Origin of the sequence: Streptomyces sp. NPDC053493 (assembly GCF_044544825.1) — a bacterium.
Taxonomy (GTDB): domain Bacteria; phylum Actinomycetota; class Actinomycetes; order Streptomycetales; family Streptomycetaceae; genus Streptomyces.
The window spans coordinates 70,845-89,835 of the sequence record NZ_JBITXS010000010.1; the positions used below are offsets into that span (position 1 = coordinate 70,845).

The 18,991-nt window shown below is 71.9% G+C and carries 17 protein-coding genes; 9 read left to right on the top strand and 8 right to left on the bottom strand.

Annotated elements, in window-relative coordinates:
* Nucleotides 1-147: 147 nt before the first annotated feature.
* Together ACIGO8_RS25900 and ACIGO8_RS25905 are read left to right on the top strand one after the other, a co-directional pair.
* Nucleotides 148-570, top strand: coding sequence for a hypothetical protein (locus ACIGO8_RS25900; protein WP_399735235.1), 423 nt, complete (start codon nucleotides 148-150; stop codon nucleotides 568-570).
* 87 nt (nucleotides 571-657) lie between these two features.
* The gene (locus tag ACIGO8_RS25905) at nucleotides 658-2,106 is read left to right on the top strand and encodes an aminopeptidase (RefSeq protein ID WP_399735238.1); all 1,449 of its coding nucleotides are present in this window, start codon (nucleotides 658-660) and stop codon (nucleotides 2,104-2,106) included.
* A gap of 76 nt (nucleotides 2,107-2,182) precedes the next feature.
* Here ACIGO8_RS25905 and ACIGO8_RS25910 read toward each other — a convergent pair whose 3' ends face one another.
* Nucleotides 2,183-4,069: a glycoside hydrolase family 3 protein gene (locus tag ACIGO8_RS25910; RefSeq protein ID WP_399735241.1), complete on the bottom strand. Its 1,887-nt coding sequence runs from the start codon at nucleotides 4,067-4,069 to the stop codon at nucleotides 2,183-2,185.
* 92 nt (nucleotides 4,070-4,161) lie between these two features.
* Entirely contained in the window at nucleotides 4,162-5,073 is a 912-nt protein-coding gene (locus ACIGO8_RS25915; protein ID WP_399735244.1) for a LysR family transcriptional regulator, read from the bottom strand.
* A 162-nt stretch (nucleotides 5,074-5,235) separates the two neighbouring features.
* Between ACIGO8_RS25915 and ACIGO8_RS25920 the strand changes: the two genes are divergently transcribed.
* Together ACIGO8_RS25920 and ACIGO8_RS25925 are read left to right on the top strand one after the other, a co-directional pair.
* Nucleotides 5,236-6,159, top strand: coding sequence for an EamA family transporter (locus ACIGO8_RS25920; protein WP_399735247.1), 924 nt, complete (start codon nucleotides 5,236-5,238; stop codon nucleotides 6,157-6,159).
* Nucleotides 6,156-6,725, top strand: a complete 570-nt coding sequence (locus tag ACIGO8_RS25925; RefSeq protein ID WP_399735250.1) for a zeta toxin family protein — start codon at nucleotides 6,156-6,158, stop codon at nucleotides 6,723-6,725. Before ACIGO8_RS25920 ends, ACIGO8_RS25925 begins: the two co-directional genes overlap by 4 nt.
* Nucleotides 6,726-6,791: 66 nt before the next feature.
* Here ACIGO8_RS25925 and ACIGO8_RS25930 read toward each other — a convergent pair whose 3' ends face one another.
* The gene (locus ACIGO8_RS25930; RefSeq protein WP_399735252.1) at nucleotides 6,792-7,844 is read right to left on the bottom strand and encodes a LacI family DNA-binding transcriptional regulator; all 1,053 of its coding nucleotides are present in this window, start codon (nucleotides 7,842-7,844) and stop codon (nucleotides 6,792-6,794) included.
* Between the two features lie 199 nt (nucleotides 7,845-8,043).
* Here ACIGO8_RS25930 and ACIGO8_RS25935 point away from each other — a divergent pair, with 199 nt between their 5' ends.
* Genes ACIGO8_RS25935 through ACIGO8_RS25945 form a run of 3 tightly spaced genes read left to right on the top strand, consistent with a single transcriptional unit; the run spans nucleotide 8,044 to nucleotide 11,212 of the window.
* Nucleotides 8,044-9,195, top strand: coding sequence for a Gfo/Idh/MocA family protein (locus tag ACIGO8_RS25935; protein ID WP_399735255.1), 1,152 nt, complete (start codon nucleotides 8,044-8,046; stop codon nucleotides 9,193-9,195).
* Nucleotides 9,192-10,412 (top strand): dihydrodipicolinate synthase family protein, encoded by a 1,221-nt coding sequence (locus ACIGO8_RS25940; RefSeq protein ID WP_399735258.1) that lies wholly within the window; start codon nucleotides 9,192-9,194, stop codon nucleotides 10,410-10,412. Before ACIGO8_RS25935 ends, ACIGO8_RS25940 begins: the two co-directional genes overlap by 4 nt.
* A gap of 26 nt (nucleotides 10,413-10,438) precedes the next feature.
* Nucleotides 10,439-11,212 (top strand): sugar phosphate isomerase/epimerase family protein, encoded by a 774-nt coding sequence (locus tag ACIGO8_RS25945; protein WP_399735819.1) that lies wholly within the window; start codon nucleotides 10,439-10,441, stop codon nucleotides 11,210-11,212.
* 84 nt (nucleotides 11,213-11,296) lie between these two features.
* Here ACIGO8_RS25945 and ACIGO8_RS25950 read toward each other — a convergent pair whose 3' ends face one another.
* The 5 genes from ACIGO8_RS25950 to ACIGO8_RS25970 form a co-directional block, all read right to left on the bottom strand.
* The gene (locus ACIGO8_RS25950; protein ID WP_399735261.1) at nucleotides 11,297-11,713 is read right to left on the bottom strand and encodes a hypothetical protein; all 417 of its coding nucleotides are present in this window, start codon (nucleotides 11,711-11,713) and stop codon (nucleotides 11,297-11,299) included.
* 5 nt (nucleotides 11,714-11,718) lie between these two features.
* Nucleotides 11,719-12,138 (bottom strand): DUF4279 domain-containing protein, encoded by a 420-nt coding sequence (locus tag ACIGO8_RS25955; protein ID WP_399735263.1) that lies wholly within the window; start codon nucleotides 12,136-12,138, stop codon nucleotides 11,719-11,721.
* A 101-nt stretch (nucleotides 12,139-12,239) separates the two neighbouring features.
* Complete coding sequence (locus ACIGO8_RS25960) at nucleotides 12,240-13,931, bottom strand: WXG100 family type VII secretion target (RefSeq protein ID WP_399735265.1); 1,692 nt, start codon at nucleotides 13,929-13,931, stop codon at nucleotides 12,240-12,242.
* A complete protein-coding gene (locus ACIGO8_RS25965; protein WP_399735268.1) occupies nucleotides 13,928-14,578 on the bottom strand; it encodes a hypothetical protein in 651 nt (216 codons plus the stop codon). Before ACIGO8_RS25965 ends, ACIGO8_RS25960 begins: the two co-directional genes overlap by 4 nt.
* Nucleotides 14,575-15,120, bottom strand: coding sequence for an SseB family protein (locus ACIGO8_RS25970; protein ID WP_399735271.1), 546 nt, complete (start codon nucleotides 15,118-15,120; stop codon nucleotides 14,575-14,577). Before ACIGO8_RS25970 ends, ACIGO8_RS25965 begins: the two co-directional genes overlap by 4 nt.
* A 161-nt stretch (nucleotides 15,121-15,281) precedes the next feature.
* Between ACIGO8_RS25970 and ACIGO8_RS25975 the strand changes: the two genes are divergently transcribed.
* Both ACIGO8_RS25975 and ACIGO8_RS25980 read left to right on the top strand, forming a co-directional pair.
* A complete protein-coding gene (locus tag ACIGO8_RS25975) occupies nucleotides 15,282-17,495 on the top strand; it encodes an ATP-dependent RecD-like DNA helicase (protein WP_399735274.1) in 2,214 nt (737 codons plus the stop codon).
* Between the two features lie 179 nt (nucleotides 17,496-17,674).
* Nucleotides 17,675-18,964 (top strand): citrate synthase, encoded by a 1,290-nt coding sequence (locus tag ACIGO8_RS25980; RefSeq protein ID WP_399735277.1) that lies wholly within the window; start codon nucleotides 17,675-17,677, stop codon nucleotides 18,962-18,964.
* The last annotated feature ends 27 nt before the right edge of the window (nucleotides 18,965-18,991 follow it).

The following is an 18,991-nucleotide window of genomic DNA, read 5'->3' on the forward strand; positions in this document are numbered from 1 at the left end:
CGGCCGGTCCGGGCCTCTCCGTCCGCCGGTCCAGGCCTCTCCGGCGGCCTCTCCGGCGGACGGGGGGCAACCGAATCGCACCCGTTCGCGTCGTAAGCACGTACGACGGAAGCAGGGGGAGGGGTGCGTGTGTTCGGTGGGGTTCCCGTGAGAGCGGTCCGGCGGCCCTCGACGTCTCGGCCGCCCTCCGCGGTCCGGCGGCTCTCGGCGTACCTGCTCGCGCTGTGCGTCGCCGCCGGTCTGCTCGTCGTCGCCGGACCCGGCGCCGGGAGCGCCGGCGCCGTCTCCGTCTGCACGGGCCGGCCCGTCCGCACCGTCGGCTTCGCCACCGGCGAGCTGAGGCTCTACCGGACCCGGAGTTACGCGTGCGCCGTCGTCGTGGCCAAGAACCCAGGCCCGGCGCGTCCCATGTCGGTGTCGTTGCAGCCGCGCGGCGGCCGGGCGGCGGTCAGCGCCGGACGCTTCGGCCGGCAGACCGCGCCCGTGACCGTGCACGCCCTGCACCGCTGTGTGCGCGCCGCCGCCACCGTCTCCGGCCGGGGCACCGGCACCGGCTGGATCCTGTGCTGATCCACGGCCGCGTGCCAACCGGGTCTGGCGGCACGCCCGTTCGCCCCGCTAGGTTCACGACACCGTTGTGAACCAAGGGGAGGGTGAATGCGCAAGTCGCTCAGATGGCTGCTGTCGCTTTCGGTGCTCATAGGCACCGTGGGCTCCACCGGCGTGGCTACCGCCGCGGACACGGAGAGCGCAGGCAGCACGTCCGTCGCCGACTCGCAGAGCACGGACATCAAGGACCGCATCCTGGCGATCCCCGGGATGAGCCTGATCGAGGAGAAGCCGTACGCCGGCTACCGCTTCTTCGTCCTGAACTACGAGCAGCCGATCGATCACCGGCGGCCGTGGGCCGGCACGTTCCAGCAGCGGATCTCGGTCCTTCACAAGGACACGGACCGCCCCACCGTCTTCCGCACCAGCGGTTACGGCCTGAGCACCACTCCGAGCCGCAGCGAACCGACCCGGATCGTCGACGGCAACCAGGTCTCCATGGAGTACCGCTTCTTCACGCCGTCCCGGCCGCAGCCGGCCGACTGGTCGAAGCTCGACATCTGGCAGGCGGCCAGCGACCAGCACCGCATCTTCACCGCGCTGAAGAAGATCTACGGCAAGAACTGGCTGTCCACCGGAGCCTCCAAGGGCGGCATGACCGCCACCTACTACGAGCGCTTCTACCCGAAGGACATGGACGGCGTCGTCGCCTACGTGGCGCCCAACGACGTGGTCAACAAGGAGGACTCGGCCTACGACCGGTTCTTCGAGACCGTCGGCACCAAGGACTGCCGTGACCGGCTGAACGCCATGCAGCGCGAGGCCCTGGTGCGCCGCGAACCGCTGGAGAAGAAGTACGAGGCCTGGGCGAAGTCCGAGGGCGCGACCTTCAACACGCTCGGCTCGCTCGACAAGGCGTACGAGGCGGTCGTCCTCGACTTCGTGTGGGGCTTCTGGCAGTACTACGGCCAGGGCGTGTGCGACCAGATCCCGGACGCCGCCACCGCGAGCGACGACACCGTCTACGAGACGATCGACGCCTACTCCGGCTGGTCCGCCTACACCGACCAGGGCCTGGAGGGCTACACGCCGTACTACTACCAGGCGGCGACCGAGCTCGGCTCGCCCACCATCAAGCAGCCGCACCTGGCGGGTCTGAGCCGTTACGGCTACCAGCCGGCCAGCAGCTTCGTGTCGCGCGAGATCCCGATGACGTTCAAGCCGTGGGTCATGCGGGACGTCGACACCTGGGTCCGCCACAACGCGCACCACATGCTGTTCGTGTACGGCGGCAACGACCCGTGGGGCTCGGAGAAGTTCCGCCTCGGCAAGGGCGCCCGCGACAGCTTCGTCTACGTCGCGCCGGGCGCCAACCACGGCGCGAACGTGGCCGGACTGGTCGACGCGGAGAAGGCCAACGCCACCGCCCGCATCCTCGCCTGGGCCGGCGTCGACGCCCCGGCCGTCCAGGCCGCGAAGCCGCTCGCGCGCTTCGACGCCCGCCTCGACAAGACGGTCGACGAGGACGCGACCCGGGAGCACGGCCTGCGGCCGTAGTCCGCGAGGTCCTTCCTCCGCGAGCGAGCCGGCCCCGTCCTCGACGGGTGCCGGCTCGTCCGCGTCCGGTCATGGCCTAGCGGTAGGACAGCCCGTAGCCCACCGGATAGAGCACCTTCGCCGGGTCCTCCGCGCTCTGCACGGGCACGGGCAGCCGGCCGCACGGCTCCGCCCGGCCGGCCAGGACCCGTACGGCGGCGCGCAGTTCGACGTCCGTCCAGGAGTAGGCGGCGAGCGTCGCCCGCTGCCCGCTGATCCGGGCGACGTCGTACGGGTTGCGGACGGCGATCGTCACGACGGGCACGCCGGTCGCGACGAGCCGGGCGACGAGGGTGCGCTGCGGACTGGTCGCCGTGACGTTGTACGTGCCCACGACCACCAGATCCTGCCCGGCCGCGGCCGCCACCGCCTCGTCGATCTTCGCGGCGGTCGGCGTGATGCCGGTCGACAACGCCTTCGCGGTGAAGCCGAGTTCGGTGAGCGCACCGGCCAGCGTGGTGGTCGGCGGGCCCGTGGTGCCGGACGGCGAGGCCGGGTCGGCGCCGACGACGAGCACCTTCTGATGGCTGCGCCGGCTCACCGGCAGGAATCCGCCCTCGTTGACCAGCAGGGTCGTGGTGCACTCGGCGATCCGGTCGGCACGCTCCAGGTGGGCCCGGGTGCCGACCGTGCGGTCGACCTCGGCGTGGCTGACGTACGGGTCCTTGAAGAGGCCCAGCTTCGCCTTGAGCCGCAGGATCCGCAGGATCGATTCGTCGAGCCGCTCCTCGGTCAGCTCGCCGTCCTTGACGGCCTTCAGGACGGCGTTCCAGGCCACGGACAGGCTCGGCGGGTTGAGCAGCTGGTCCACGCCCGCCTTGAGCGCGAGCACCGGGACGCGCTCGTCGCCGTACTTCGTCCGTACGCCCTCCATGCCGAGCGAGTCGGTGACGACGACGCCGTCGTAGCCGAGCTGTTCGCGCAGGATGCCGGTGAGGATCGGCCGGGACAGCGTCGCCGGGTCCTCGCTCGGGTCGAGCGCGGGCACCACGATGTGCGCGGTCATGATCGAGTCGATGCCGGCGGCGATGGCCGAGCGGAACGGCGGCGCGTCGAGCGTGCTCCACTGCTCGCGGGTGTGGGTGATGGTCGGCAGCCCGTAGTGGCTGTCGGTGGCCGCGTCGCCGTGGCCCGGGAAGTGCTTGGAGGTGGCCGCGACGCCCGCCCGCTGGTAGCCCTTGACCTGGGCGGCCACCAGCGTGGCGACGGCCTCGGGGTCGGCGCCGAAGGAGCGCACGCCGATGACCGGGTTGGCCGGGTTGACGTTGACGTCGGCGACCGGGGCGTAGTTCTGCCGGATGCCGACGGCGGCGAGCTCGGCGCCCGCGATCTGGGCCGCCTTGCGGGCGTCCGCGGGCGAGCCGCCCGCACCGAGCGCCATGGCGCCGGGCAGCAGGGTGGCGGGTTCACCGACCCGGCAGACGATGCCGTGCTCCTGGTCGGTGGAGACCAGCAGCGGGATCGGGGTGGGCTGGGCGAGACCGGCCCGCTGGATGCCGTTGGAGAGGTCGGCGATCTGGTGCGGGTCGCGGGTGTTGTGCGCCCAGGAGAAGTAGATGATGCCGCCGACGTGATAGCGCTCGATCAGCTCGGCGGCGGTGCGGACGCCGATCTCCTTGAGGTTGGCGTCGATGTCGGCCTGGTCGGGCGCGGTGGCGGAGTGGCCGTAGACCCGCATGACGAAGAGCTGGCCGACCTTCTCCTCCAGCGACATCCGGGAGAGGAGGGCCCGCAGCCTGCGGTCGGCACCGAGGCCGGTGCCCGTGCCGGTGCCGGTGGTCGCGCCGTCGCCGGTGGCGGCGTCGGCGGTGGTGGTCCCGGCGTGTGCGGCGGGCGCGGTGACGCCCGTGACGGCGGCTGCCGTGGCGGCCGCGGTCACCGTGAGGACGGTGCGTCTGGAGGGGGACGGGGCGCGGTGGTGCACTGGTGCTCCTTCCGTGAAGGAAACTGCCAAGGTGCCACGGATAGCCCGAAAGTAACTGCCAGGTCAAGGACCCGCGCAAGAATCGCGGCCCGTCACCCGGCCGACGCCACGCCCGGCCACAGCTCCTTCAGCGTCCGTACGGTCTCGGTGATGGCCGGCCGGCGCGCCGCCCCGGTCCGCCACAGCGCCCGCAGCCGCCGGGTCGGGATCGGGTCCAGCCGCAGCGGCACCACCTCCGCCGGCAGCTCGCCGCGCCCGAGCCGCGGTACGAGGGCGATGCCGAGCCCGGCCGCGACCAGGGCCACCTGCGTGTGGTTCTCCTCGGCCTGATGGGCAATCAGCGGCTCGTAACCGGTCGCCCGCAGCGTCCGCATCAGCCAGTCGTGGCACACCGTCCCCGGCGGCTGGGTGATCCACCGCTCCTCGGTCAGGTCCTCCCGGCGCACGCCGTCCCGCGCCGCCAGCGGATGGTCCCGCGGCACGAGGATGTCGCACAGGTCGTCGCCGATGACGGCCTGCGCCACGCCCTGCGGTACGGGCAGCGGGGCGATGTCCCAGTCGTGCGCCACGGCCAGGTCGAGCACGCCGCGGGCCACCAGGTCGACCGAGAGGTGCGGGTCCACCTCCGTCAGGCGGGCGTCGAGGGCCGGGTGGCGGCGCGCCAGATCCGCGAGCACGCGCGGCATCAGGCCGCGGGCCGCGCTCGGGAAGCAGCCGATCCGCAGCCGCCCGGAGGGCAGCCCGCGCCGCTCCTCGAGGCGCACCTCGGCCTCCTCGACCAGTGACAGCAACTGCTGCGCGGTGTCGGCGAGTTGCCGGGCCTCGTCGGTGAGCCGCACGCCCCGGCCGCTGCGTTCGAGCAGGGTCGTGCGGGTCTCGCGCTCCAGCTTGGCGATCTGCTGCGAGACGGCCGACGGCGTGTAGCCGAGGGCGGCGGCGGCAGCGCCGACCGTGCCGTGCGCGGCGACGGCGTGCAGCGCCCGCAGACGTCCCAGATCCAGCATGTGCCGCCTCCCGAGGGCGCCGTGGACGGAGCAGGTGGTGGAGCGAGTGGATGGAGCGAGCGGTGGAGCAAGCGGATGGAGCGTGGATGTAGCAGTGCTTCATCCAACCATGAAGGAATCCGTGCTGGTGCTACACGGTCCGGCGAGGCGATCCTCGTCCGTATGCGCCCCGCCCACGTCGCCCTCGCCGCCCTGATCGCCGCCCTCTGGGGAGTCAACTTCGTCGTCATCGAGATCGGCCTCGACCACTTCCCGCCGCTGCTCTTCTCCGCCCTCCGCTTCCTCGTCGCCGCCCTGCCCGCCGTCTTCCTCGTCGGCCGTCCCAAGGTCGCCTGGAAGTGGATCGTGGGCGTAGGGATCGCGCTCGGCGTGGCGAAGTTCGGTCTGCTCTTCACCGGCATGAGCCTCGGCGCCCCGGCCGGTCTGTCCTCCCTCGTCCTGCAGGTCCAGGCCGTCTTCACCGCGCTGTTCGCCTTCGTCGCCCTCGGCGAGCGCCCCGGCCGCACGAAGCTGCTCGGCATGGCCGTCGCCCTCGCCGGCATCGGCGTCGCCGCCCTCGACGAGGGCGCCTCGGGCTCCATGACCGGCTTCGCGCTGGTGATCTGCGCCGCCGTCTGCTGGGGCGTCTCCAACGTCCTCACCCGCAAGGCCGCACCGCCGGACCCGCTCAACTTCATGGTCTGGGTCAGCACCGTGCCCGTCCTGCCGCTGATCGGGCTCTCGCTGCTCGTCGAAGGACCCGAGCGGGACCTGGCGGCGCTGCGCGGCCTCGACTGGGCCGGCGCCGGCGTCATCGTCTACGTGGCCTGGATCGCCACCGTCTTCGGCTTCGGCGCCTGGGGCTGGCTGCTGCGCCGCCACCCGGCCTCCTCGGTGGCCCCGTTCTCGCTCCTCGTCCCGGTCTTCGGCACCTCCTCGGCCGCCCTCGTCCTCGGCGAGCCGGTGAGCCCGCTGCGCTGGTGCGCGGCCGCCCTGCTCGTCGGCGGAGTGGCGCTGACCTCGCTGAATATCGGGAGGCGGCGGGCCGTGGAAACGGATACGGTGCCGTCCGGCCCCGTCCCTCTCGCAGTGAACGAGCGTGCATGACCTTCGAGAACATCACCGTCGACACCGCCGAACCCGCCCCGGCCGCCGTCCTCCTCGCCGGCATCCCCGGCAGCGGCAAGAGCACCGTGGCGGCAGCCCTCGCGGCCCGGTTCGACCGGGCCGCGCACATCGAGGTCGACCACCTCCAGGAGCTGATCGTCCAGGGCGGCCACTGGCCCAGCCCGGACGGCGACCCCGAGGCGGACCGCCAGATCCTGCTGCGCGCCCGCAACGGCTGCCTGCTGGCGGACAGTTTCGCCACGGCCGGCTTCCTGCCCGTGCTCGACGACGTGGTGGTCCGCCGCTCCCACCTCGACTTCTACCGCGCCCACGTCACGACGGCGCTCCACCTGGTGATCCTGGCCCCGGGCCCGGACAAGGCCTGGGAACGCAACAACGCCCGCCACAAGCGCCTGACGACCAACTGGGCCTTCCTGGACGAGGCGATGCGCGAGGAGCTGGCCGGCGAGGGCGTCTGGATCGACAACGCGGAGCAGACGGTCGAGGAGACCGTGACCGCGGTCCTCGCCGCGACCGGCCTGGACACCGCCGCACGACCCGCTTGACGCCCGGCACCCGCGCACCGGGACCGGCCGCGCAGGAGGGAACCCGCGGCCCCCGCTGACCCCACGTCAGCCGACGCGCGGGCCCGCCGTCGAGCCGCGGACGACCACCTCCGCCGGGACCGTCGCCAGACCGCCCGGCGGCGCCTCCTCCGTGCCCAGCGCGAGCCGCCCCGCCCGCGCCCCCGCCTCGTGCAGCGGCAGCCGTACGGTGGTCAGCGCGGGCACCGCGTCGACCGAGAAGGGCAGGTCGTCGAAGCCGGCCACCGAGACGTCGCCGGGAATGCCCAGGCCGCGGTCGCGCAGCGCCGCGCAGACGCCCAGCGCGACCGTGTCGTTGGCGGCGACGACCGCCGTCAGACCGGGGTCGAGGCGCAGGAGCTCGCCGGTGGCGTCGTAGCCGGACGCACGGTCGTACGGGCCGTGGACCGTGGGGCCCTCCGCCACGTCCGCCGCCCGCAGCGCGTCCCGGTGGCCCTCCAGCCGGTGCCGGGTCGTCGTACGGTCGGCCGGCCCCGCCACGTAACCGATCCGCCGGTGCCCGAGCGACAGCAGGTGCTCCGTGAGCCGGCGCGACCCGGCCCGGTTGTCGAAGGCGAGGGTGGCCGCGACGCCCGCGTCGCCGCCGAGCGGGGGCCGCCCGCACAGCACCACCCGCGTGCCCGCGTCCGCGAGCCGGGCCAGCTTCGCCGTCACCGCCGCCAGGTGCTCCTCGTCCTCCAGGGAGCCGCCGGTGAGGATGACGGCCGCGGCCCGCTGCCGCTGCAGCAGGGTCAGATAGGTGAGTTCGCGCTCGGGCGAGCCGCCGGTGTTGCAGACCACGGCCAGCTTCTCGCCGCCCGCGCGCCCGGCCCCGCTCTCGCCGATCGCGCTCTGCGCCGCGCCGGCCATGATCCCGAAGAAGGGGTCGGCGATGTCGTTGACGAGGATGCCGACCAGGTCGGAGGTGGCGGCGGCGAGCGAGCTCGCGGGCCCGTTCGGTACGTAGTCCAGCTCGTCGACCGCGCGCATGACCCGTTCCCGGGTGGCGGCGGCGACCGGGTAGTTGCCGTTCAGGACGCGGGAGACGGTCGCGGGGGAGACCCGTGCGCGGGCTGCCACGTCCGCCAGGGTGACGGTCATCGCGTACGTACCTCCAGGGCCCTTGTCGGCGGTGATGTCGGCAGGCTAGCGTCCTGCCCGATAGAAAGCGCTTTCCATCGTGCGCCGGTGCGTACACCGCCGAGCGCCGCGCCGCCGTGCCCGCCCGGTCTCCACGTCTCCATGGCGCGGCGCGCCGGCCGCACCGGGAAGCACGGCCCGCCGGGAGAGGAACACCTTCGTGACACGCAGAACGGTCCGCATCGCCATGAACGGCGTCACCGGACGCATGGGCTACCGCCAGCACCTCGTCCGCTCGATCCTCGCCCTGCGCGACCAGGGCGGCCTCGACCTCGGCGACGGCGCCACGCTGTGGCCCGAGCCCGTCCTCGTCGGCCGCCGCGAGCCCGCCCTGCGCGCCCTCGCCGAGCGCCACGGCCTCACCGAGTGGTCCACCGACCTCGACGCCGTCCTCGCCGACGACACCGTCGAGGTCTACTTCGACGCCCAGGTCACCTCCGCCCGCGTCGACGCGATCACCAAGGCGATCGCCGCGGGCAAGCACGTCTACACCGAGAAGCCCACCGCCGCCGACCTCGCCGGCGCCCTCGGACTCGCCCGGCTCGCCGAGGCGAAGGGCGTCCGCCACGGCGTCGTCCAGGACAAGCTGTTCCTGCCGGGCCTGCGCAAGCTGAAGCGGCTGATCGACGGCGGCTTCTTCGGCGTGATCCTGTCCGTGCGCGGCGAGTTCGGCTACTGGGTCTTCGAGGGCGACTGGCAGGAGGCCCAGCGCCCGAGCTGGAACTACCGCGCGGAGGACGGCGGCGGCATCGTCGTCGACATGTTCCCGCACTGGGAGTACGTGCTCCACGAGCTCTTCGGCCGGGTCACCTCCGTCACCGCCCATGTCACCACCCACGTCCCGCGCCGCTGGGACGAGCGGGGCAAGCCGTACGAGGCGACCGCCGACGACGCCGCGTACGGCATCTTCGAGCTGGCCGGCGGCGCCGTCGCCCAGATCAACTCCTCCTGGGCGGTCCGCGTCCACCGCGACGAACTCGTCGAGTTCCAGGTCGACGGAACCGAGGGCTCCGCCGTCGCCGGCCTGCGCCACTGCCGCGTCCAGCACCGCTCCGCCACGCCCAAGCCGGTCTGGAACCCGGACATCCCGGCGACCGAGTCCTTCCGCGACCAGTGGCAGGAGGTTCCCGACAACGCCACGTTCGACAACGGCTTCAAGGCCCAGTGGGAGCTGTTCCTGCGCCATGTCGTCCTCGGCGAGCCCTACCACTGGGACCTGCTCGCCGGCGCGCGCGGCGTCCAGCTCGCCGAACTCGGCCTGCGCTCGGCCGCCGAGGGCCGCCGGCTCGAGGTCCCGGAGGTGACGCTGTGATCCGCCTGCCCCAGGAGGACGGCGAACTCCGTCCGTACGAGCCGCGCACGCAGCCGCCCGGGCTCTTGGCGAGCGGTGAACCGCGCCCGCCCGGGCTCTCGGCGGGCGGTGAACCGCGTCCGTCCGGGCTCTCGGCGGGCGGCCCGCTGCTCTCCCGTACGGTCTTCTCCGCCGCGCACGTCGTCGCCGACCCGTACGCCGACACCACACCCGACGCGCCCGCCGCCGTCGACTGGGACGCGACCCTCGCCTTCCGCCGTCACCTGTGGTCGCACGGCCTCGGCGTCGCCGAGGCCATGGACACCGCGCAGCGCGGAATGGGCCTCGACTGGGCCGGAGCCGCCGAGCTGATCCGCCGCAGCGCCGCGGAGGCCAGGGCGGTCGGCGGCCGGATCGCGTGCGGCGTCGGTACGGACCAGCTCACCGGCCCCGCCTCCCTCGCCCGGATCCGCACGGCCTACGAGGAACAGCTCGCCGTCGTCGAGGAGTCGGGTGGCGGCCAGGCGATCCTGATGGCCTCGCGCGCGCTCGCGGCGGCGGGCCGGGGACCCGAGGACTACCTCGACGTCTACGGCCATCTGCTGCGGCAGGCGGCCGAGCCGGTGATCCTGCACTGGCTCGGCCCGATGTTCGACCCGGCGCTCGAGGGCTACTGGGGTTCGCCGGACCTCGACGCGGCCACCGAGACCTTCCTGGAGGTCGTCGCCGCCCACCCCGACAAGGTCGACGGCGTCAAGATCTCCCTCCTCGACGCGGGCCGCGAGGTCGCGCTGCGCCGTCGCCTGCCCGAGGGCGTCCGCTGCTACACCGGCGACGACTTCCACTACCCGGAGCTGATCGCGGGCGACGAGCACGGCTTCAGCCACGCGCTGCTGGGCATCTTCGACCCGCTCGGCCCGCTGGCCGCCGAGGCCGTCCGGGTCCTCGACACCGGCGACACGGCGGGCTTCCGCACGCTCCTGGACCCCACCGTCGAGCTGTCCCGCCACCTCTTCCGGGCGCCGACCCGCTTCTACAAGACCGGCGTGGTGTTCCTCGCCTGGCTGGCCGGCCACCAGGACCACTTCGCGATGGTCGGCGGCCTCCAGTCCGCCCGCTCGCTCCCGCACCTCGCCCGGGCGTACGAACTCGCCGACGGCCTCGGCCTGTTCCCCGACCCGGAGCTCGCCGAGGCGCGGATGCGATCCCTGCTCACGGTGTACGGAGTGCCGCGGTGAACCTCGAACGCCTCAGCATCAACCAGATGACGGTGAAGCAGCTCCCGCTGCCCGAACTCGTCGCCCAGTGCGTCCGGCTCGGCATCCCGGGCATCGGCCTGTGGCGCGAACCGGTACGGGAGTACGGGATCGAGGCCACGGCCGCGCTGGTGCGGGACGCGGGCCTCACCGTCACCACCCTGTGCCGTGGCGGCTTCTTCACCACGGAGGGCTGGCAGGCCGCCAACCGCGCGGCGATCGACGAGTGCGTGGCCCTCGGCACCGACACCCTCGTCCTCGTCTCCGGGGGCCTGCCCGCCGGCAGCCGTGACCTGCCCGCCGCCCGGGCCCGCATCGCCGACGCCGTCGGCGTCCTCGCCCCGTACGCGGCCGACCGCGGCGTCCGCCTCGCCGTCGAGCCGCTCCACCCCATGTACGCCGCCGACCGCTGTGCGGTCTCCACCCTCGACCAGGCCCTGGAGATCGCCGAACGCTTCCCGCCGGACCAGGTGGGCGTGGTCGTCGACACCTACCACCTCTGGTGGGACGACCGCGCCCCGTCCGCCGTGTCCCGCGCCGGCGCCGCGGGCCGGATCCACTCCTTCCAGCTCGCCGACTGGACCACCCCGCTCCCCGCCGGCGTCCTCAACGGCCGCGCCCAACTGGGCACGGGCACGATCGACCTCCCGTCCTGGACCACCCTCCTCGACACGGCGGGCTACACGGGCCCGGTGGAGGTCGAGCTCTTCAACGACACGCTCTGGGCGCGAGACGGCGTCGAGGTCCTGGAGGAAACGGTGCGGGCTTTCCTGGAGGTGTGAATCGGCCGCCGTGGGGCCGCCGCACGGCCCGTGAACCGTGCGGCGGCCGGCCTCCGGCCTCATGGCGTGGCGTCCGCCGAGGCCTCAGCCGAGCCAGTCCAGCGGATCCTCCGCCGGCGTGTTGTCGGGGAGCAGGGTCGTGAAGGAGACCGGCAGGGCGAGGGAGGCGAGCCGGGCGGCGGACTCCGGCGACACCGTCAGCGCGGCGGGGCCTGTGCCCACCGTCCCGGACACGGCCACCTGGGCGTGGCAGCCGAGGCCGATCAGCGCGCCGATCGAGTCGAGGTGGGGCGAGACGAGATCGGCGAAGGCCGCGATCTGCTCGCCCGGGTCGGCGGAGCACCGCTCGTCGACGGTGAGCGCCCACCAGCCCGGACCCTGATGGACCGACACGCCGGGCCGGTCCGCCGCGGCCCGGGCGAAGGCGAGCGAGCGCTCGACGGCCGTGGCGTCCAGACCGGCCCCGGTGACGGCGAGGGACGTGGTGATCGAGGTCCACATGGCGTTCACCTTTCGCTCGTGCTGGGCGTCAGGGTGAGCGGCAGGCCGAGGTCCGCCACCCGCCGCATCTGCGCGACGCTCAGGGCGAGCTGCGCGTCGTTGTCCACGTAGCCCCTGACGACGAGGGAGACGGACAGGCCCTCGGCCGTCAGGGCCCGCCACGACTCGCGGTGCGGTTCGGCTGCCGCGAGGACCGTGTCCAGCTGCGCCGCGAAGGCCCGCGCGGTGCGCTCGTCGCACTGCAGCCGCCATTCCCCGTCGACGTCGCCCGGGCGGCCCCAACGGCTCGGCCCCGGCGGCCGCGTCCCGGTCGGCTCGAGGCCCAGCCGCGCGGTCAGCGCCTCCGGGTCGAGCTCGGGCCCTCGCACCACGAGCGCGACCGATGTGAGGGTCCACCGCGCGCCGTCCTGCCGCTCCGCGTCCACTACGCCCTTCCCTTGCCGCGTCTCCGTGGCCCCCGGACCGTACTCCGGGGGCGTCCTGGCCATTATCCGTCGCGTCACGCCGGTCACCGTGCCCTGCCCCGTCACTCGAGCTCCCGGCACGCCGCCCAGTGCACGTTGCCCATGTTCTCCTTGAGGAGTTCACTCAGCGACGTACGCTTCGCCACCGTCGTCGAATTCTCGTACACGGTGAATCCGCCGGGGCCCTTCGGCTCCGGCGGTGCGAGGGTGTAGTCGGGGATGCGCTCGCCCGGGCCGAACGTCTCGACGTACCCGCCGCCCGGATAGGAACCGCCCTCGACGGAGACGCCGTTGAGGCCTGGGATCCGCTCGCCGTGGGGCACGTAGAACGAGATCGACGTCCCTTCGGGAACGACCGTCTCGCCCGCGTAGCGCTCCAGGTAGCCATGTCCGGCGAGCACCTGCTCGCCGTCCGGACGGCCGCCCTTCAGGACCCGGCTCGCGTAGTAGCGCCCGTCGTCGTCGGGCCATTTCCGGTCGGTGATGATCTCCGGCTTGCTCTCCATGACGGCTCGCTTCACCTCGTCAGGGGAGGGCATCTCGCCTCCGGAACCGCGGCTGGTCAGACCGTCCAGCTCGTGGTGAGGGAGCCGGCCCGGCCTGGCGTCGTCGAGTCCCTTCCTCAGATCCCGCAGTCCGGCACGGAGCCCGCCGCGGGCCAGGCCTCCCCCCTTGGTGCCGATGAGTTCCGGCACGAGCCGTCCGAAGAACTCGGACGGGTCGCCCTTGGCGGATTCCCAGGCGTTCTTCAGTGCCCTGTCGGGGTTGGCGGCCGTGGAGGCCAGCCCCGCGAGCGTCATGTTGATGCCCTTGTAGTACTCGGCGGGGTGCGTGAGGTTGTACGCGTCGAGCGGATTCACCGAACGCACGAAGTTGATCAGACCGGCCGTGCCCTTGACGATGCCGCCCCCGAAATGGGCCAGCTCGAAGCCCTGGGCCAGGCCGTGGTCCATCAGTTCGTACTTCAGTTTGTCCCGGCCGGTCGGCTCCTTCGGCGCATGGGCCATGGCCGCCCGGACCGCGGCCTTGGCCGCCGCGCCCGCGTCGTTGCGCGCCTTGCGAGCATCGGCCAGGATGTCGAGGGCCCTGCGGCGCTTCTCCGTGCTCGGGTCGACGAAGTCGCCGGGATCGGGCAGCGGATGGGCGCTGTCGCGGGCGTCGTCGTAGGCCTTGGCCTTGTTCTTGTAGGTCTCGGCGGCCCGCTCGTAGTCCGCCCTGGCCTCCTTGTAGAGGGCGATCGCCTCACGGGCCTTGCTCTGGGCGCTGGTGACCGTCTTCGCGTACGTGTCCAGGGCACGCGCCGCGTCACCGAGCGCGTCGGCCGCGCGCAGCCAGTCCAGCGGCAGGGTCTGGAACTTCTCCCGGAAGGCGTTGGCGGCCTCGCCCTGCCAGTGGGCGGAGTCGAGCTGCTTCATTCCCGAGCCGACCAGGTCGAAGGCCTTCTGGAAGTCCTTCAGGTTCTTCACGGTCGAGGCGATCCGGTCCGGCTTGCCGTGAATCAGCTCGTCCGGCTCCTCGGTCTCCCCGAGCTGCTTCTCGTGCACCTCCGCGCCCAGCGAGGACGCGGTGTCGTCACCCCAGTCCTCGACGGCCTCGGCCACCGAGTCGTAGCCGTAGTGCCGTAGGCCCTGCCCTGCCTTGTCGGTGACGTAGTCGACGCCTTCGCCGACGATCTCCTTGCCCTTGTCGACTCCCTTGTCCCAGAGGTCGACTCCCTTGTCGACGAGATCGCCGAGTCCCCCGAAGCCGCTCACCGGCGCTGCTCCCCCCAGCGCGGCTGTTCAGCCTGTTCGACGGTGGCCTGGTCCGGGCCGAGATCCCTCTTCAGGCGCTCGTCCATGACGTCCCGCACGGCGGGGTCCACCAGGCCGGAACGCTCCATGGAGTCGAGCTGCGCGTCCATGACGTCGTACGTGGTGTTCTTCCAGGTCTGCTTGACCTCTTCGTGGGCCTTGGAGAAGGAGTCCCTGCTCCAGTCGGGGTCGTCCCAGGTGTGCTGGTCACGGATGGTGTCCCAGCGCATCTGCTTGACCTCGTCCTCGGACAGGTGCGGGTTGCCGTTGAGCGAGTTGACGCCGATCTTGAACGAGTCCTTGATGTACTGCTCCTGCTCGGCGAACGAGCCCGCCGACAGGCCCACGCCCTGGGCGAAGGCGTTCCCTCTGAGGGTGAGCGCGCGAACGCCCCACTCCCAGCGGTTGCAAAAGGTCTCGAACTCGGAGGCCAGCTCTTCGTAGCCCAGTTCAAGGCCGGACAGGGCGAGTTCGGAGAATCCGCGGCCGACCGACGCCTCGCCGGTCATGCCGAGGTCCTTCAGCTCCGAGTGGGCCAGGTCGATGCCCTGCGCGATCTCCACGAGCGCCCATGTGGGCGCTTCCAGATATGGTTCGTTTCCGCTCATCGTGCGCCCCCCTGGGTTCCGGAACCGAGATCGACAGCCGCCGCGTCGGGGACGACGCCTCTGACGGGCGGGAACAGCATGCCGTCGGGGCTGCCTGCGTCGAGGGCCACGCCGGCCGGGACGGGCAGCATGGGCACCATCTCGTCCAGCAGCCGTGATCCGAGGACCGTCCGGTACTCCCAAGGGCGGCCCGCGTCCTGCTGTGCGTACGCGAACCGGGCGAGGGTGGCCTCGTCGGAGAAGGCGCAGATCCAGCGCACGCCGTTCTGCTCGGCGGTCCACAGGCTGCCGAACGGGTCCAGCGGCACGAGAACGGCGGTGCTGCGGAACAGAGCGAGCAGCTCGGCGAACCCCTCCGTGTCGGTGTCGGTGTCGGTGTCCGTGTCCGTGTCGGCGGCGGCGTCGGTGTCGGCGGCGGATTGCGTGGTGGTGCGGGCCCCGGTGTCCGTGGCGCTGTCGCGGGTGTCCGTGGCGTCTCCGGCCAGGTCACTCAGCCTGAAGACGCCAGGCGCCTCAGGTATGTCATCCCCGTTGTTACTCACCGCCACATGCTGTCATGTGATCGTTTTCAGGTGCAACGCAAAGAAAGCGGGCCGGAGTTCGGTCCTGGTGCGACGGGTCGCCGGCCGCCCGCGGCGCGTCGTCCACAGGCGGTTGTCCACAGGGCTGCCGGACTGTCCGAGCGCTTCGCTACCGTCGGATCATGTCCAATCTCGCAGTGGTCGAAGGGGTCCTGGAGCGGATCACCTACGCCAACGAGGAGAACGGGTACACCGTCGCCCGTGTCGACACCGGCCGTGGCGCCGGTGATCTCCTCACGGTCGTCGGGTCGCTGCTCGGTGCCCAGCCGGGGGAGTGTCTGCGGATGGAGGGCCGCTGGGGCTCCCATCCGCAGTACGGGCGGCAGTTCACCATCGAGAACTACACGACCGTCCTGCCGGCCACCGTCCAGGGCATCCGCCGCTATCTCGGTTCCGGTCTCATCAAGGGCATCGGTCCCCGTATCGCCGAGCGCATCGTCGACCACTTCGGCACGGACACTCTCGACGTCATCGAGACCGAGCCGAAGCGGCTCATCGAGGTGCCGGGCCTCGGGCCGAAGCGGACCAGGCTGATCGGCGCGGCCTGGGAGGAGCAGAAGGCGATCAAGGAGGTGATGGTCTTCCTGCAGGGCGTGGACGTGTCCACCTCCGTCGCGGTGCGGATCTACAAGCAGTACGGGGACGCCTCGATCTCCGTCGTGCGCCACCAGCCCTACCGCCTCGCCGCCGACGTCTGGGGCATCGGCTTCCTCACCGCCGACCGGATCGCCCGGGCCGTCGGCATCCCGCACGACAGTCCCGACCGGGTCAGAGCCGGGCTGCGGTACGCGCTGTCGCAGTCCAGCGACCAGGGCCACTGCTTCCTGCCGGAGGAGCGGCTCATCTCCGACGCGGTGAAGCTGCTCCAGGTGGACACGGGGCTGGTCATCGACTGCCTCGGTGAGCTGGCCGAGGACCCGGAAGGGGTCGTACGGGAGAAGGTGCCGGGCCCCGAGGGGCTGCCGGTGACGGCGGTGTACCTGATTCCGTTCCACCGCGCCGAGCTGTCCCTGGCCGGGCAGCTGCGCCGGCTGCTCGGCGCCGAGGAGGACCGGATGCCGGCCTTCCGGGACGTGGCCTGGGACAAGGCGCTCGCCTGGCTCGCGGACCGGACCGGCGCCTCGCTCGCGCCGGAGCAGGAGGAGGCCGTGCGCCTCGCCCTGACCCGTAAGGTCGCCGTGCTCACCGGCGGCCCCGGGTGCGGCAAGTCGTTCACGGTCCGCTCGATCGTGGAGCTGGCCCGGGCCAAGCGGGCCAAGGTGGTGCTGGCCGCGCCCACCGGGCGGGCCGCGAAGCGGCTCGCGGAGCTGACCGGGGCCGAGGCGTCGACCGTCCACCGGCTGCTGGAGCTGAAGCCGGGCGGTGACGCCGCCTACGACCGGGACCGGCCGCTCGACGCCGACCTGGTGGTGGTCGACGAGGCCTCGATGCTGGATCTGCTGCTGGCCAACAAGCTGGTGAAGGCGGTGGCGCCGGGCGCCCACCTGCTCCTCGTCGGCGACGTGGACCAGCTGCCGTCGGTCGGCGCGGGCGAGGTCCTCGGCGATCTGCTGGCGCCGGGCAGCCCGGTCCCGGCGGTCCGGCTCACCCGGATCTTCCGGCAGGCGCAGGAGTCCGGGGTGGTCACCAACGCGCACCGGATCAACGCGGGCGTTCCGCCCGTGACGACCGGGCTGCCGGACTTCTTCCTGTTCGCCGAGGAGGAGACCGAGGACGCCGCGCGGGTGGCCGTGGAGGTCGCCGCCCCGAGGATTCCGGCCAAGTTCGGGCTCGACCCGCGCCGGGACGTCCAGGTCCTCGCGCCCATGCACCGCGGCCCGGCCGGGGCCGGCTCGCTGAACGGTCTGCTCCAGCAGGCGATCACCCCGGCCCGCCCGGACCTGCCCGAGAAGCGGTTCGGCGGCCGGGTCTTCCGGGTCGGCGACAAGGTGACCCAGATCCGCAACAACTACGAGAAGGGAGCCAACGGCGTCTTCAACGGCACGGTGGGTGTCGTGACCGCCCTCGACCCCGTCGAGCAGCGGCTTCTCGTGCGCACGGACGAGGACGAGGAGGTGCCGTACGACTTCGACGAGCTGGACGAGCTCGCCCATGCCTACGCTGTGACCATCCACCGTTCGCAAGGCAGCGAGTATCCGGCGGTGGTGATCCCGGTCACGACCAGCGCCTGGACGATGCTCCAGCGGAATCTGCTGTACACGGCCGTCACCCGCGCCAGGAAGCTCGTGGTCCTGGTCGGCTCGCGCAGGGCGATCGCGCAGGCGGTGCGTACGGTTTCGGCCGGGCGCCGCTTTACCTCACTCGCCCATCGGCTCACAGGGGCCACTGTGGTGTGAAAGATCACGGAGGACTTCCGGAACCGGGGCGAAGGGGGCAGGATGAGCAGGTTGGCGGCACTGAGTGCCGCCGATTGGCCCAATGGTCGACCCCGAGTGCACTCTCCTGAGCCAAATGGGGGATGGTAGAGACAGTCAGGGCACCTCGAAGAAGAGGCACTACGTCGGTGAGGGATGACGTGAGCGACAACTCTGTAGTACTGCGGTACGCGGACGGTGAATACACCTACCCGGTGGTCGAGAGCACCGTCGGCGACAAGGGCTTCGACATCGGGAAGCTCCGCGCCCAGACCGGTCTGGTCACGCTGGACAGCGGTTACGGCAACACCGCCGCGTATAAATCCGCCATCACCTACCTCGATGGCGAGCAGGGCATTCTGCGGTACCGCGGCTACCCCATCGAGCAGCTGGCCGAGCAGTCCACCTTCCTGGAGGTGGCGTACCTGCTGATCAACGGTGAGCTTCCGAAGGCGGAGGAGCTCACGACCTTCCAGAACGAGATCACCCAGCACACGCTGCTGCACGAGGACGTCAAGAACTTCTTCCGCGGCTTCCCGCGGGACGCCCACCCGATGGCGATGCTGTCCTCGGTGGTCTCCGCGCTGTCCACGTTCTACCAGGACAGCCACAACCCGTTCGACGAGAAGCAGCGGCACCTCTCGACGATCCGGCTGCTCGCGAAGCTGCCGACGATCGCGGCGTACGCGTACAAGAAGTCGATCGGTCACCCGTTCGTCTACCCGCGTAACGACCTCGGCTACGTCGAGAACTTCCTGCGGATGACCTTCTCGGTGCCGGCCCAGGAGTACGAGCTCGACCCGGTCGTGGTCTCCGCGCTCGACAAGCTGCTGATCCTGCACGCGGACCACGAGCAGAACTGTTCGACCTCCACCGTCCGTCTGGTCGGCTCCTCGCAGGCGAACATGTTCGCCTCGATCTCCGCCGGCATCTCGGCGCTGTGGGGCCCGCTGCACGGCGGCGCCAACCAGTCCGTCCTGGAGATGCTCGAGGGCATCCAGGCCAACGGCGGCGACGTCGACTCCTTCATCAACAAGGTGAAGAACAAGGAGGACGGCGTCCGCCTGATGGGCTTCGGCCACCGGGTGTACAAGTCCTTCGACCCGCGCGCCAAGATCATCAAGGCGGCGGCGCACGACGTCCTGTCGGCCCTCGGCAAGTCCGACGAGCTGCTGGACATCGCCCTGAAGCTGGAGGAGCACGCGCTCTCCGACGACTACTTCGTCTCGCGCAACCTCTACCCGAACGTGGACTTCTACACGGGCCTGATCTACCGCGCCATGGGCTTCCCGACGGAGATGTTCACCGTCCTCTTCGCCCTCGGCCGCCTTCCGGGCTGGATCGCCCAGTGGCACGAGATGATCAAGGAGCCGGGCTCCCGCATCGGCCGCCCGCGCCAGATCTACACCGGTGTCGTCGAGCGCGACTTCGTCCCGGTGGAGTCCCGCTGACCGCAGGCCGCGAAGGCCCCGCAGGCG

Excerpts from the sequence above, each read along its gene's own strand:
- ACIGO8_RS25950 (WP_399735261.1), bottom strand. The coding sequence starts at position 11,713 with ATGTGGACCTCGATCACCACGTCCCTCGCCGTCACCGGGGCCGGTCTG.
- ACIGO8_RS25920 (WP_399735247.1), top strand. The coding sequence starts at position 5,236 with ATGCGCCCCGCCCACGTCGCCCTCGCCGCCCTGATCGCCGCCCTCTGG.
- ACIGO8_RS25915 (WP_399735244.1), bottom strand. The coding sequence starts at position 5,073 with ATGCTGGATCTGGGACGTCTGCGGGCGCTGCACGCCGTCGCCGCGCAC.
- ACIGO8_RS25930 (WP_399735252.1), bottom strand. The coding sequence starts at position 7,844 with ATGACCGTCACCCTGGCGGACGTGGCAGCCCGCGCACGGGTCTCCCCC.
- ACIGO8_RS25965 (WP_399735268.1), bottom strand. The coding sequence starts at position 14,578 with ATGAGCGGAAACGAACCATATCTGGAAGCGCCCACATGGGCGCTCGTG.
- ACIGO8_RS25925 (WP_399735250.1), top strand. The coding sequence starts at position 6,156 with ATGACCTTCGAGAACATCACCGTCGACACCGCCGAACCCGCCCCGGCC.
- ACIGO8_RS25975 (WP_399735274.1), top strand. The coding sequence starts at position 15,282 with ATGTCCAATCTCGCAGTGGTCGAAGGGGTCCTGGAGCGGATCACCTAC.
- ACIGO8_RS25945 (WP_399735819.1), top strand. The coding sequence starts at position 10,439 with ATGACGGTGAAGCAGCTCCCGCTGCCCGAACTCGTCGCCCAGTGCGTC.
- ACIGO8_RS25905 (WP_399735238.1), top strand. The coding sequence starts at position 658 with ATGCGCAAGTCGCTCAGATGGCTGCTGTCGCTTTCGGTGCTCATAGGC.